Annotated in this window: 7 protein-coding genes and 1 tRNA gene; 5 read left to right on the top strand and 3 right to left on the bottom strand. The window is 68.5% G+C overall.

Annotation, left to right across the window (positions count from 1 at the left end; translation table 11 throughout):
* Positions 1-4: 4 nt before the first annotated feature.
* The 3 genes from AB0M22_RS14790 to AB0M22_RS14780 all read right to left on the bottom strand — a co-directional run bounded on the left by AB0M22_RS14790 (position 5) and on the right by AB0M22_RS14780 (position 8,232).
* The gene (locus tag AB0M22_RS14790; protein WP_364725743.1) at positions 5-5,920 is read right to left on the bottom strand and encodes an SDR family oxidoreductase; all 5,916 of its coding nucleotides are present in this window, start codon (positions 5,918-5,920) and stop codon (positions 5-7) included.
* A gap of 22 nt (positions 5,921-5,942) precedes the next feature.
* Positions 5,943-7,523: a PfaD family polyunsaturated fatty acid/polyketide biosynthesis protein gene (locus tag AB0M22_RS14785; RefSeq protein WP_364725740.1), complete on the bottom strand. Its 1,581-nt coding sequence runs from the start codon at positions 7,521-7,523 to the stop codon at positions 5,943-5,945.
* A 626-nt stretch (positions 7,524-8,149) separates the two neighbouring features.
* Positions 8,150-8,232, bottom strand: a tRNA-Leu gene (locus AB0M22_RS14780).
* A gap of 227 nt (positions 8,233-8,459) precedes the next feature.
* On the opposite strand from AB0M22_RS14780, the gene AB0M22_RS14775 reads away from it, so the two are divergent.
* The 5 genes from AB0M22_RS14775 to AB0M22_RS14755 all read left to right on the top strand — a co-directional run bounded on the left by AB0M22_RS14775 (position 8,460) and on the right by AB0M22_RS14755 (position 15,008).
* Positions 8,460-9,872 (top strand): FhaA domain-containing protein, encoded by a 1,413-nt coding sequence (locus tag AB0M22_RS14775; RefSeq protein WP_364725737.1) that lies wholly within the window; start codon positions 8,460-8,462, stop codon positions 9,870-9,872.
* A 204-nt stretch (positions 9,873-10,076) separates the two neighbouring features.
* On the top strand, positions 10,077-10,544 hold the full coding sequence (locus tag AB0M22_RS14770) for an FHA domain-containing protein (RefSeq protein WP_014980860.1): 468 nt from the start codon (positions 10,077-10,079) through the stop codon (positions 10,542-10,544).
* Positions 10,541-12,052 (top strand): PP2C family serine/threonine-protein phosphatase, encoded by a 1,512-nt coding sequence (locus AB0M22_RS14765; protein ID WP_364725734.1) that lies wholly within the window; start codon positions 10,541-10,543, stop codon positions 12,050-12,052. The genes AB0M22_RS14770 and AB0M22_RS14765 overlap by 4 nt, the downstream gene beginning before the upstream one ends.
* The gene (locus AB0M22_RS14760; protein ID WP_364725731.1) at positions 12,052-13,542 is read left to right on the top strand and encodes an FtsW/RodA/SpoVE family cell cycle protein; all 1,491 of its coding nucleotides are present in this window, start codon (positions 12,052-12,054) and stop codon (positions 13,540-13,542) included. Before AB0M22_RS14765 ends, AB0M22_RS14760 begins: the two co-directional genes overlap by 1 nt.
* Positions 13,539-15,008, top strand: coding sequence for a penicillin-binding protein 2 (locus AB0M22_RS14755; RefSeq protein WP_364725728.1), 1,470 nt, complete (start codon positions 13,539-13,541; stop codon positions 15,006-15,008). Before AB0M22_RS14760 ends, AB0M22_RS14755 begins: the two co-directional genes overlap by 4 nt.
* The last annotated feature ends 17 nt before the right edge of the window (positions 15,009-15,025 follow it).

Below are 15,025 nucleotides of genomic sequence, written 5' to 3'. Positions count from 1 at the left end.
GCCCTTACCCGAGGTCTGGTCGGCGGACCAGGGAGATGCCCAGCAGTTCAGCGCGCACCTCGCCGTCCGGATCGAGCAGGATGGCGTCACAGGTCGCCTGGCTGTCGGTCGCCTCGACCCGTCGCAGCCGGCACTCCAGTGGGCCGTCGGCCGTTCCGCTTCGGTGGAGCCGGAACTCGGTGAGTGACATCGGCAGCATCGCGACGCCGAGTACCTGGTGTGCCCATACCAGAGCGAGTTGCAGTGCTCCGTCGAGCGCGGCGGGGTCGGTGCACCAGGAGTCCGTGGCGGGCCAGCCCAACCCACGCACGCCGACGATCTGCGCTGTCGCGCCGTCGGGACCGACATCGACGGTTTCCAGCGCGTGCAGCAGCGGGCCGTGGAAAAGCACACTGCCGTCGTAGATTTCGGCCTGGTCCAGTCGGGTCCGGTCGCTGGATGCCGGCCAGGCCGCCGGGACCGGCCGTGGCTGGTCGTCGGTGATCGCGTGCGCCCGATAGTGCCGTTGTCCTCGCGCGCCGATCAGGTCCACAACCCGGCCTGCGGCGGATGCGGATGCTTCGACGAGCAACGCCGAGTGCTCGTCGAGCGTCGCGGGGCGCAATACCTGGAGATCACGCAGCACCGTGGTGGCGGCGCTCGATCGACCGGCCGAGGTGAGGGCGGTGAACCATTCCAGCACCATGGCGATCGGGACCACCGGTGTGCCGCCGATGACGTGGTCCCCCAGCGGAGCGTGCCGAACCGGATCGAAGACGATCTTCGCGCGAATCGGCGATTCCGCCGACGCCAACCGGCCACTGCCTGCGGTGCATATCGTCCGGATGTCTGTCTTGCCGCAGCGCAATTCGGCGGTGAAGGCGGCCGCGCCGACGGCGCTGGGGAGCAGCGGGATCGAGCGCTGGGCAAAAGCCGAGGCCAGCGCGGGCGTGACCATGCCGCCGTCCCACGGACCCCACGCGATCGACCGGACGGTACAGCCGGGCCGGGTCGGGCCGTAGGCGACCGCGACGTGTTCGAGCACCTCGTTGGCCATGGCGTAGTCGCACTGACCCGGATTGCCGAAACGGGCTGCGACCGAGGAGAACACGCACAGCAGCCCGACCGGATCATCGGAAGTGGCGTCGAGCAACACCCGCAAACCGTCGACCTTGGTGGCCACGACAGCCTCGAACTGCTCGTCGGTCTTCTCGGCAATTCGCTTGTCCGCCAGCACCCCCGCGGCATGCACGATCCCGGTGATCGGACCCCAGTCGCGCCGCACCTCGGCGAGCGCCTTCTGCACGCCCTTCGAGTCGGTGACATCGACGCAGAGATAGCGGACGGTCGCGCCGATCTCTCGCAGTTGCGTCAGGTTGCGGCGGACCTCGCGTCCCGCGAGCACTGCCTTCGCCGTCGCGGCCAGCCGAGCCGGTGTGAGTTGTTCGCTGCCCGCCTGTTCGGCGAGGGCGCGCACCAGGCTCGGTTCATCGGTCGCCGCGGTGAGCCCGGCGGGCTCGTCGGCCAGTGGCGTACGCCCGAGAATCGCCAGCCGCGGCCGCGCCAGTGCGGCCAGTTCACGCAAGGCGGCGGCGGTGACGCCGCGCGCTCCACCGGTGACGACCAGCACGGCCTCGGCAGCCAGCGGCAGCTCACCGAAAGCCGGTGCGGCCGTTTCGATCAGCGCCATGGTCGTCCGGGTGCCGTCCGCGGCCAGGCCGACATCGACCGTCGGACCGCCGGTGCACAGCTCCGTGACGATCGCGGCGGCGATGCTCGCCGGGTCGCGATCGGCGCGGGCGATATCGATCGCCTTGACCGAGACGGCGGGCCACTCGAGCGCCGCGGTGCGGGTCAAGGCCGCGAGTCCGCCGAACCACGCTCGGGCGCCGTCGGTTCCGGCATGGCCGTGGCCGCCGCCGGTGTCCTGCACCGTGACGAACACCCCGCCGTCGCGTTCCATCGTCGGCGCCACGGCGCGGGCCCAGCGGAACGCCTCCCGCAGCGCGTGCCGGGCCGCGTCCGGTCCCGCATCGAGGGCCGCTCCGGACAGCAGGATCACCGCGCCCGCGGCGGTAGGGCCGGAAGTGCCCGCGGTCGCGACCATCCCGCGCTTCGTCAACTCCGCCACGACCGCGTCGGCGAGGCCGCTGCCACCGTCGACGACGATGATCGGCGTGTCACCGAGACCCGCGAGCATCAGGCCACCGGCGGGAGCGGCGACCGCGCGGACCGCGAACCGGGTGGCCGCGGCGGTCGGCTCGGCAGCGGTAGCCGTTGCGGCACTGATGGTCTCGGTCGGCGAGCCGTCTCGATCGGCGGCGGGCACGCCCGCCAGGGACAGCTTGGCGACGATCGAGTTGAGGGTGCGGAGCTTGAACAGCTCCGCCATCTCAGGCGAATCCGCGGCAGGCAACCAATCCGCCCGCTTGCGCACGGCCGCGAGGATCTCCACCTTCTTGATCGAGTCGACCCCGAGCTCACCTTCCAGATCCATCTCGCCGTCGAGCAATTCGACCGGATAGCCGGTCTTTTCGGCCAGAATCTCCAGCAGCACGTCCACACTCGGCGCGGCGGCGGCGGCCGTAGGCGTAGGAGCGGGGGCAGGCTGCGCCTCTACGAGGGTGGCCTGGGCCGTTGCGAGTGCGGGCTGGGCTGCGATGTCTGTGACGGGCGGAGGTAGGGGCGCGTTGCCGACCGCAGATGCGGGCACAGACGCGTTGCTCGGAGGAGTTGCCGACCGAATCTCGTTAGGCGGCAGCGGAGTTGTCTCGTGCACCGCCAGGTCCGGCAGCGGTGCGGGTTGCCAGAGCGGATCGGTCAGGCTCGGCACGCCTTCACCGGATCCGCCGAGCGCGGCCAATCGGATCAGCGAGTTCTCCGCCATCTGGAGAAAGGCCTGATGACTCGTCAACAGCGCCTGCTGAAACGCCGCGTGCGCCTCGGCGGTGTGCTGCTGGGCCTCCGCGACGACATCGAACCACTGCCGAGTGGCCGCCGGGAGCGCGTGGGTTTCGTTGGGCTGCTGCTGATCCGAGGTCATGGTCGCTCTCTGCTCGAGGACGAGATCCGGCTGGGGTTCCGGGCGCACGGCGGGTGGCTCCGGATTGGGCGGCGGCAAGGTGGTGAGGTTTTGCGGCGGGTAACGATGGCCGTAGGCGGCGCCGTTCACCGCCACCGACATCGCGCCCGCCCGCACCGGGCAGGAGTCCTCGGTGTCCTGGATCCACGCGGTATCGAAGTCCAACGGCACGCCGTGCACCGCGAGCCGGCCGAGCGCACCGAGCAGTGCCGAGACGCCGTCTTGCCCCTTGCGGTCCACACTGACCGCCACATGCGGCCGGTCACGCAGGATTTCGTCCAGCATCCCGGTCACCGCAGCGCCGGTGCCGACCTCGACGAAGGTCCGGACGCCGTCCCGGTACATCGCCTCGATCTCGTCGGCGAAACGGACCGGTGCGACGACATGGCCTGCGACGCGGTCCGCGATGGCCGCGGGCTCGCTGGGATAGCACTGCGCGTCGGCGTTCGCGTACACGTGCGCCTGCGGTGCCGCGATGGTCAGCGTGTCCAGGAACTCCCGCAGCGGTTCGACGGCGGAGGACACCAGCGGACTGTGGAACCCGGTCGAGACAGCGAGCCTGCGGCAGGTCACTCCGGCGGTCGCGAAGGCCCTCTCCAGGGTCGCGATGGCGGATTCGGTACCAGAGACGACGGTTTGCCGTCGATGATTCAGATTGGCCGGCCAAGCGTCGACCAGACCCGCCCGCGTGATCGCGTCGACGACCCGGTCTCGACCGGCGGTGACCGCCAGCATGGCACCACCGGGCTCCGTGGCGGCGATGAGTTCGCCACGGCGTCGAGCGAGCCGGAGCAGATCTGCCTCGTCGAGGACGCCTGCGGCATGCAGCGCGACCAACTCGCCGACGCTGTGTCCGGCCAGGTGATGTGCCGACACACCGAATTGCGCGAGCACGGCCAGCAGCGACAAGCTGTGCGCGGCCAGTGCGGGTTGTGCCCAACGGGTATCGGTGAGGGTTTCCGCGTATCGCGTCAGCGTCTGTGCGTCGGTGCTCGGTCGCGGAAAGACGATGTCGTGCAACGGCGTATCGCCGAGGTCCAGTCCCGCGATCCGATCCCACACCGCGCGCGCAACCGGGAAAGCCATCGCGACATCGGCGCCCATGCCGGGGTACTGCGCGCCTTGTCCAGGGAAAACGAACGCGATCGGACCAGGGTCGGCCGCGCCGAATTCATAGCTGACGCCACCCGTCGCGAACGACCGCTGCGGATTGCGGGTCACCGCCGCGAGGGTCTGCCGGAGGTGACGGCGCAGGTCCGAAACCTCCGCGGCGACAACGGCAAGCCGAATCTGCTGAGCAGGATCGAACTGCCGCCTGCTCATGCGGGCGATCTCCGGCAACCGGGTGCCCGCTGACAGCAGTTCCTCGGTTTGCACGGCGAGCTCGTCCGTCGTGTCCGCGCTGCACAAGACCAGCTCCGCGGAACTCACGGCACGGGTCTGCGCCGCGCGCCCGTTTCCGGACGGTCGATATTCTTCCAGCGTGGCGTGAAAGTTGCTGCCGCCGAAGCCGAAACTCGACAGCGACGCGCGGCGCGGCTGATCCGCGGACCGCACCCAGGGCCGGACCTCGGTGCTGAGGTAGAACGGGCTGGTCTCGATGTCCAGCGCCGGGTTCGGCCGATCCACTTTGATCGACGGTGGAAAAACATTGTGCTGCAAGGCAAGCGTCGTTTTTATGATCGAGGCTGCCCCCGCGGCGGCCTTGGTGTGGCCGATCTGGGATTTGATCGAGCCGAGGGCGCACCAGTTGCGCGCATCGGGTTCGGCCGCGGCGAACACCTCTCGGAGCGCGGCGAATTCGGCGACGTCACCCGCCTTGGTTCCGGTTCCGTGCGCCTCGACCAGTTCCACCGTGTCCGGCTGATAGCCCGCCGCCGCGTAGGCCCGCCGCAGGGCGCGCATCTGCCCGTCCGGCGCCGGAGCGTAGATCGCCTTCCCGCGGCCGTCCGAGGAACTGCCGATGCCGCGGATCACCGCGTAGATCCGATCACCGGCGGCCTCGGCGTCGGCCAGTCGCTTGAGCGCGACCATGCCGACCCCCTCGCCGAGCAGCGTGCCGTCGGCATCGGCGGAGAACGGGCGGCAGTCACCGGTCCGCGACAGTGCCGGCGTTTTGCTGAAACACAGATACATGAAGGGCGTATTCAGTGCGTCGACGCCGCCGGAGAACATCAGATCGGCCTGCCCGAGCGACAGCGCGTTCACCGAGGCGGAGATCGCGGCCAACGAACTCGCACAGGCCGCATCCACCGTGCAGTTCGGACCGTGCAGATCGAACCGATTGGCGACCCGACCGGCAATCACATTGGACAACAATCCCGGGAAACTGGCTTCCTGCCATTCGACGAACTGCGCGGCGATCCCCGCACAGATGTCCTGCGCCTGCCCCTCCGGCACACCGGCTTCACGTAACGCGGTGAGCCACACCGGCTTCTGCAGCCTGGCGTCCATGGTCCCCATGAGGCCCGTCCCGCCGGCACCGAGCACGATGCCGGTCCGTTCCCGATCCATCGGACCGGCCAGGTTCCGTTGCACGTCGGCAATGAGCTGTTCGGCCACCAGCATGGCGAGCAGCTGGCTCGGGTCGGTGGCTTCCAGTGTGTTGGGCGGCATGCCGTGCGCAATAGGATCGAAGGGCAGCTCCGGCATGAACGCCCCACGCTTGCAGTACGTCTTGTCCGCCGCGGCAGGATCCGGGTCGTAATAGTCGTCGATCAACCAGCGCGAGGTCGGCACGTCGGTCACCAGATCGCGCCCGGCCATGATGTTGCGCCAGAACTCGCCCAGATCGCGGGAGCCCGGCATCAGCGCCGCCATCCCGACGATCGCCACGGGCACCGTCTCGACAGTGGTCATGAAACTCCCTTCCTCGCGCGGGTCAGGACAGCAGCCGGGGGACATACACGTCGCTGCGCGGCACCGGAACGCCGAAACTGCGCAACTGCTGTGCGCGGGCCACTACTGCGGCGCCCGCCAGCAGGTTCCGGCCGATCTGCACGACCGTGCACTGCGCAGGCTCGGCCAGCGGGGTATCGGCGATCCACCGATTGAATGCGCCGATCGCCGGGCCACACCAGATCTGATAGTCGGCCCGCCGGTCCGGGTCTCCGGTGATCGCCCATTTGCTGGAGCGACCGAGATAGGACCGGAACACCAGTGCCATCAGATGTTTCGGGTCCGTCTCCGCCCGCGTGACCTGGTCGGGATCCCGGTGCGCCCAGAACGTGCGCGTCTGTGCCCAGGCCTCGTCGAAGCCCGCCCGGAGAATGTCGCGCTCGATCCGGGCGCGCAGCGGCCCCGGAATACGGTCGAGCCCCGCATATGTGGAATATGCCTCGTAGAGGATGGCCGCCCGCGCGCCGAACATCGTGCCGCGCCGCAGGACCTGCACCTTGACGCCGTATTCGAACATGTCCGCCGCCGGCGCCATGCCGACATCGGCCAGATCCGCCTGGGCCAGGAGTTCCTTTGCCGCATCGGACAATCCGGCCTCCACCGCCCGCTGATTCACCGTGCCGGTCAGCACATAGTCCGCGCCGCAGGCGAAGGCCGCGGCCACTCCCGACGGATCGCCCAGCCCGCCCGCCGCCCCCACCCGGACCCGCTCGCGATACCCGTACCGCCGCGTCAGCTCGTCCCGCAACGCCAGCACCGCGGGCAATACCACCGTCATCGGCCGGTTGTCTGTGTGCCCGCCGCTGTCCGCCTCCACCGTCACATCCGTGGCCAGCGGAATCCCCGTCGCCAACCGCGCCTGCGTCTCGGTGATCTGCCCCCGCCCCACCAACAGCCGCAGCATCTCCACCGGCGCCGGCGCCATGAACTTCGCGGCCACCTCGACCCGAGACACCTTGGCGAACAAATGCACCCCCCGCCGAACCCGCCCGTCCGCCCCCGCCGACAACCCCGCTACAACACATCGCACCACCGCAGGCGTCAGATCCATGAACGCCGAAGCCGAAACCTTCCCCACCCCGAACCGCCGCAACAGATCCACCACCCGATCCTCGGCACCCGGCTCAGCCGGATTGTGAATCAGATTCACCCCCCAACTACCCGTCGCCCCCAGCTCCCCCACCAGCTCCGCCACCGCCCCCTCGACCTCGCCCACCCCCAACCCCGCCGCCCCGAAGAACCCCAACATCCGCCCCCGCGCCATCGCCGAAACCATCCGCGTAGTCGAAATCCCATTGGCCATCTCTCCCGCCACATACGGAAACCGCACCCCATGCGTAGCCCCGAACGTCGGATCCCCCAGCCGCTCGGGATAAAGGGCAGGCAGCACCCCCAAAACCTCCACCCCACCGCCTGGATCCCCGCCCGCGACAACCCCCGGCGCACAACCCACCTCGGTCCGCACCACGGTCAAAGCAACCTCGGGCCGCCGAACCAGCTCCACGATCTCGCGCGCCCGAACCGCAACCCGCCCGCCCGTAACAACCGAACCCCCTGTGACCACAAGCACCTCTCCTCCGGCCGAGCGATCGATACCAGCGCCGAGGCCCCCGATATCGGCAATGTCCGCCGGCAAGCTCACAGCGGAAGAAGACCCATTGCACGTTCGTTACCGAACAGCGAACGGATGGGTTTGCCAGCAAACTCGGCCCCCGCAACCGAACAACCGCCCGCTCGTCCCTTTTTTCCAACCCCACCCAGTGCTGTTACTACATAGCCCACGCCCCCACCCGAACAACCCCCACCGACAAGCCCCCACCCCAACCCGACACGCCTGACCGTCCCCCTGTGCTGCGACACACACCCCACCCCAGCCGAAACCCCTTCAGCTACTTCGAAATGGCAGCGTCTACTTCAGAACAGAAAGATCAGCCCCCGAACCAGACACCCCAAAAGCCTCCGACGCGACCCGACCTCAAACGATGCGCCACACAAGGAATCCGTCCCACCCAGACCCTCCGCACTCGAGCACCGACGCAGAAGAGCCATCGAAATGTATGCGACTCAGGAATGGGGGGGTTCGGGGGGCAAAGCCCCTCCGAGGCGGGGTGTGGGGGCCCGCCCCCACAAGAAATGACGAAACGAGAAAGGCCCACGCTCTGTGTGAGCATGGGCCTTCCACGAGTGAAGTGGGCGAAGGGGGACTTGAACCCCCACGTCCCGAAGGACACTGGCACCTGAAGCCAGCGCGTCTGCCATTCCGCCACTCGCCCGAGCGACTCGGAGACAGTATCACGCACCTCGCGTCAGCACGAAATCGCGTGTGGGGGGCCGTGACGCGGGGGCTGGACAAGCGCGGGAACCTGCTGATCTTTCCAAGAGTTACAGGTGTGGACGATCGTGGATATCATGCAATGAACGTGCTCGATACGCGACACGCCATACACGTGTGTCGTTGTTACGAATCAGCAGAAGAGACGCTCACCGAAGGGAGGCCGAGATGGGCATCGTTTCACGGTTCGAGCGTCGTCTGCAGGGCGCCGTCGGTGATGTGTTCGCCAGAGTGTTCGGCGGCAACGTCGTGCCCCAGGAGGTGGAGGCGGCGCTGCAACGCGAGGCTGCCGATCATGTCCAAGAGCTCGACGGCGGACATCTGTTGGCGCCCAACAGTTATGTGATCACGATCAATTCTTCCGATCACCAGCAGTTGGACGCCGATCACGACCTCACCACCCGCGCGTTCGCCAAACACCTGCAGGATTACATCCGCGAGCAAGGCTGGCAGACCTACGGCGAAGTACACGTGGCGTTCGAGGCATCCCCTACGCTGCACACCGGACAGTTCAGGGCTAGCGGCCGGGTCGACCCGGACGTCGGTCGCGGAGCTACAGCAGCTCGGGGCCCTGAACCCACGCCACAACGACCTGCAAACCCGCAACCAGGAGCTGGCCCCATGACGCAGAACTCAGGCTATGACCCGAGCCGTGAGCCCGCGGAGTCCGATCCACGCAACCGCGGGTACGCCCCTCCGCCTGCCGGTCGCGGCGGAGCGCAGAACGGCGCGTACCGCGAGGATTACGCGCGTGGCGCGGCGCCGGACGGCCAGCAGGGTTACGGCGATTACCAGAACGGCTACGACTACCAGCAGGGTGGCCAGGCCTACGGCCAGCCGGGCTATCAGGAGCCGGGCTACGGCCAGCAGCAGGGCTACGCCGATCGTGGCTACGGCCAGCAGGGCTACCAGGAGCCCGCGTACGGCCAGCCGGGTTACCAAGAGCCTGCGTACGGACAGCCGGGCTACCAAGAGCCCGCCGCGTATGGCCAGCCGGGCTACCAGGAGCCGGGGTACGGCCAGCAGCAGGGCTACGGCCAGCAAGGTTATGGCGATCAGGCGTACGCGGATCCGGCCTACGGCCAGCAAGGCCAGGGCTACGCCCAGCCGGGCTACGGCCAGCAGGGTTACCAGGAGCCCGGTTACGGCGACCAGACGTACTCCGAGCCGGGCGCCTACGGCCAGGACGACCAGGGCGGTTACGGCCAGGCCTACTCGCAGCAGCCCGGTTACGGCGCGCAGCCCGGCTATGGCGCCGCGCCCGCGTATCCGGCTGCCCCGCAGGCGGGATCGGGCTACTCGGCGACTCTTCAGCTCGACGACGGCAGCGGCCGCACGTACCAGTTGCGTGAGGGCAGCAACATCATCGGCCGCGGCCAGGACGCGCACTTCCGGCTGCCCGATACCGGCGTCTCGCGCAGGCACATCGAGGTCCGCTGGGACGGGCAGACCGCGATGCTCTCGGATCTGGGTTCCACCAACGGCACGCTGGTCAACGGTTCTCCCGTGCAAGACTGGCAGCTCGCCGACGGGGATGTGATCCGCGCCGGGCACTCCGAGATCCTGATCCGTATCGTCTGATCCCGTAAGCTCGCGATGCAGGTCACGACTTGGCCATCAAGGATTCGTCGGTCGTATCGTGATCGAATTCGACCTACGGCCCTATGATGCTGCCAACACACGCACGTCTCCGGTACCGGGGTCGGCAAGACCAGCATGCTGGTGGGGGTGGTCGAACCGCACCTACGGCACCGACATACACGGTCGAACAGGAGGTGGAACGCCGTGCAGGGACTGATCCTGCAACTGACCCGTGCGGGGTTCCTGCTGCTGTTGTGGTTGTTCGTGTGGGCGGTGCTGCGCACCTTGCGCAGCGACATCTACGCGGCATCCGGCATACGGATACAGCCCAGGGCCGCACGCGGTTCCGCGGTGCTGCCCTCCTTCAGCCGGGGCCAGAAGGGCGCCAAATTTCTTGTGGTGACTCAAGGTTCACTCGCCGGCACCCGCATCTCGCTAGGCACCCAACCGGTGCTGATCGGGCGTGCGGACGACTCCACGCTGGTGCTCACCGATGATTACGCCTCGACCAGACATGCGCGACTGTCCCCGCGTGGCGATGATTGGTACGTCGAAGACCTCGGCTCGACGAACGGCACCTACCTCGATCGCGCGAAAGTCACCACTGCCGTGCGGGTTCCGCTCGGCACTCCTGTCCGTGTCGGCAAAACAGTGATCGAGCTGCGATCGTGACACTCGTTCTCCGCTACGCAGCGCGTAGCGACCGCGGACTCGTCCGGGGCAACAACGAAGATTCCGTCTACGCGGGTGCGCGCTTGCTCGCACTCGCCGACGGCATGGGTGGCCATGCCGCGGGCGAGGTGGCGTCGCAGTTGATGATCGCCGCCCTGGCCCATCTGGACGACGACGAACCGGGCGACGATCTGCTCGGCAAGCTCGATTCGGCGACCCGCGAGGGCAACGCCGCGATCGCCGATCAGGTCGAGGAGGAGCCCGAACTCGACGGGATGGGCACCACGCTCACCGCGATCCTGTTCGCCGGCAAGAAACTCGGCCTGGTGCACATCGGCGATTCCCGCGCGTACATGCTGCGCGGCGGCGAGCTGGCCCAGATCACCAGGGACGACACGTTCGTCCAGTCCCTGGTGGACGAGGGCCGGATCACCCCGGAGCAGGCGCACACGCACCCGCAGCGCTCGCTGATCATGCGCGCGCTCACCGGCAACGAGATCGAGCCGACGCTGATCATGCGCGAGGCGCGCGCCGGGGACCGCTATCTGCTGTGCTCGGACGGCCTCTCGGACGTGGTGAGCGATGAGACCATCGCGAACACCATGCGCGAGGGCAGCACCGACGAATGCGCGGACCGGCTCATCGAACTCGCGTTGCGCAGCGGCGGACCGGACAACGTCACGGTCGTGGTCGCCGATGTGATCGATCTCGACTACGGGCAGAGCCATCCGATCGTGGCCGGCGCCGCGTCCGGGGTGGACGAGGACACGCCGCCGCCGAACACCGCGGCCGGACGCGCGGCAGCCATGCGGCCGCCGCGGGCCGCGCCCCGCCGGGCCGCCGCGACACCCGAGCCGGAGCCGAAGGGCAAGGCGCGCAAGCTGCGCTGGATCGTCCTGGCGTTCGCGCTGGTGGTCGCGGTCGGCGTCGGATTGCTGGTCGGCTACAAGATGATTCGCAGCAACTACTACGTCGGCGCCGACAACGGCTCGGTGGTGATCCTGCGCGGCCTACCCGGTTCGGTGCTCGGTTACTCGATCCACGACGTGAATCTGGTCGGCTGCGTCACCAAGACCGGGGAGCTGTCCCTGGTCGATCCCGGCGCCGACCTGCCGTCCTCGTGCAAGCAGCTGAAGGTCACCGACCTGAAGCAGACCGGTCGCGAACAGGTCGGCAAGGGCTTGCCGCCCGGTTCGCTGGATCGGGCCAAGGAGCAGATGCGGTCCATCTCGCAGGGCGAGCTGCTGCCCGCCTGCCCGGCGAAGACCTCGGTGCCGCAGCCCGGTGTGCTGCCGACGCCGGAGTCCTCGCCGCCGGCCGCTCCGCCCGCGCCCACCCCCGGCGCGCCGAGCACCGCTGCCGCCCCGACCGCCGACCCCGCACCGCCCGCGGTGCCCGGCAACGGTGAGGCGAAGGGCCCCGAGATCAAGACGCCGACCCCGGTTCCGTCGGCGTCCGCGTCGCCGAACCCCCAGATCGCGGGGGAGAACTGCCGGGTGACGGACTGATGTCCGCGCCGGCACCGCCGTCCGCTGGGGCTTTTCCCAGTCCTCCCGGCGGCTTCGCTCCCGCGCCGCCGCCGAGCACGAGACGCAACATCGAACTGTTGCTGCTCGCGGGCGCGACGGTGATCACGACGGTCTCGCTGTTCCTGGTCGAGGCCAGTCAGGAGCAATCGGTCACCTGGGACATCGCCAAGTACGGCCTGGCCTTTCTCGGGTTGTTCGGGGTCGCCCATCTCGCGGTGCGCCGGTTCGCGCCGTTCGCCGATCCGCTGTTGCTGCCGATCGTCGCGCTGCTCAACGGACTCGGACTGGTGCTGATCCACCGGCTCGACCTGGCCGATCAGCAAGAGGCCGCCTACAACTCGTGGTCGATGCCCTCGCCCGACGCCAATCAGCAGATCCTGTGGACCGCGCTCGGCATGGTGGTGTTCGTCGTGCTGCTGATCGTGTTGCGCGACTACCGCACGCTGGCCCGCTACGGCTACACCCTCGGCCTGGTCGGACTGATCGCGCTGGCCCTGCCCGCGGTGCTGCCTGCTCGATTCTCCGAGATCAACGGCTCGAAGAACTGGATCAAGATCACCGGATTCAGCATCCAGCCCGCCGAATTCGCGAAGATCCTGCTGATCATCTTCTTCGCCTCGGTGCTGGTGGCCAAGCGCGACCTGTTCACCGCGGCCGGGCGGCACCTGCTCGGCATGGAGTTCCCGCGCGGGCGCGATCTCGGCCCGATCGTGGTGGTCTGGATCGTCTGCGTCGGCGTGCTCGTCTTCGAAAAGGACCTGGGCACTTCGCTGCTGATCTTCAGCACGGTGCTGGTGATGCTCTACATCGCCACCGAGCGGGTCGGCTGGCTGATCATCGGCGGCGCGCTGCTCACCCTCGGCTTCTTCTTCGCCTACCAGACGTTCAGCCACGTCAAGGTGCGCACCCAGACCTGGCTGCACCCGTTCGACGACTACAACAACACCGGCTACCAGATCTCCCAGTCGCTGTTCGGGCTGGCCACCGGCGGCCTGGCCGGTACCGGCCTGGGCAGCGGACGCCCCAATCAGGTGCCCTTCGCCAAGACCGACTTCATCATCACCACCATCGGTGAGGAGCTCGGCCTGATCGGGCTCACCGCGGTGCTCGTGCTGTTCCTGGTGCTCATCGTGCGCGGCCTGCGCACCGCGCTCGCCGTGCGGGACAGCTTCGGCAAGCTGCTCGCGGCGGGCCTGGCGTTCACCGTCGCGATCCAGCTGTTCGTCGTGGTCGGCGGTGTCACCAAGCTGATTCCGCTGACCGGTCTGACCACACCGTTCATGTCCTACGGCGGCTCGTCGCTGCTGGCCAACTACGCGCTGCTGGCGTTGCTCATCAAGGTCTCGGACGCGGCGCGCGCGCCGGCGCCGGCCCGCAAGGCCGTGCCCGCGGCCCCGATCGCGGAGATGACCACCGAACTGTTGCGCAAGCCCGACGCGGGCCGATCGGAAGCGGGGCCTGCGACGTGAACACTCCCCTACGCCGGGTCGCCATCGCGGTGATGCTGATGATCGTCGCGTTGCTGCTCAACGCCACCTACGTACAGGTGATCAAGGCCGACGACTACCGCGCCGATCCGCGCAACTCCCGGGTGCTGCTCGACGAGTACTCCCGCCAGCGCGGGCAGATCTCCGCGGGCGGCACCGTGCTCGCCAACTCGGTCGCCACCGAGGACCGCTACAAGTACCTGCGCACCTACCCCAGCTCCCCCGAGGCGTACGCGCCGGTCACCGGCTTCTACTCGATGCAGTACCGCACCACCGGGCTGGAGCGGGCCGAGGATTCGGTGCTCAACGGCTCCGACAGCCACCTGTTCGGACAGCGGCTGGTCGACATGGTCTCCGGCCGGGATCCGCGCGGCGGCAACGTGCTCACCAGCCTCGACCCGGCCATGCAGCAGGTCGCCTACGACCAGCTGACCAGCAAGAACTTCACCGGATCGGTGGTGGCGATCGAGCCGAGCACCGGCCGGATCCTGACCATGGTGTCCACCCCGAGCTACGACCCGAACCAGCTGTCCAGCCACGACGGCGCGCGCGGCACCCAGTCCTGGGAGCAGCTCAGCGCCGACGAGCGCCAGCCGATGCTGAATCGCGCTGTCTCGCAGACCTATCCGCCCGGCTCCACGTTCAAGGTGGTGACCACCGCGGCCGCACTGGCCAACAACATCGCGACACCGGAGGATCAATTCACCGCCGCGCCGAACATCACCCTGCCGGGCACCAGCACCACGCTGGAGAACTACGGCGGCTCGACCTGTGGCTCGGGCCCGACCGCCTCGCTCTACGACGCGTTCCGGCTCTCCTGCAACACGGCGTTCGCCGAACTCGGCGTCAAGGTCGGTGCGGCGAAGCTCAAGGACCAGGCCGCGGCCTTCGGCATCGGCGAGAACCGGGGCATCCCGATTCCGGTGGCGGAGAGCACGGTCGGCACCATCGCCGACAACGCCGCGCTGGCCCAGAGCAGCATCGGACAGCGCGACGTGGCGCTGACCCCGCTGGACAACGCGGTGATCGCGGCGACCGTGGCCAACGGCGGCGTCCGGATGGAGCCGCACCTGGTCGACCAGCTGCAAGGGCCCGACCTCAGTGAATTGTCCAAGACCAAGCCGGTCTCGCTCGGCCAAGCGTTCAACGCCCAGGTAGCGTCACAGCTGACGAATCTGATGATCGCGTCGGAGACCAACACCACCGGTGGCCAGTCCTCTGCCCGCTATCAGATCGCGTCCAAGACCGGCACCGCCGAACACGGCAGCGATCCCCGCAATACCCCACCGCACGCCTGGTACATCGCCTTCGCACCCGCGCAGAACCCGAAGATCGCCATCGCGGTCATCGTGGAGAACGGCGGGGACCGGGCGCTCGGCGCTACCGGCGGCAAGGTGGCCGCGCCGATCGCGCGTGCGGTCTTGGACGCCGGTCTGCGGGGGAGCTGAACGATATGGATGTGCGA

It is taken from the genome of Nocardia sp. NPDC051756, assembly GCF_040681495.1.
Classification (GTDB): domain Bacteria; phylum Actinomycetota; class Actinomycetes; order Mycobacteriales; family Mycobacteriaceae; genus Nocardia.
The sequence above is the reverse complement of the archived record's forward strand: the minus strand, read 5'-3'. Positions and strand labels throughout refer to the sequence as shown.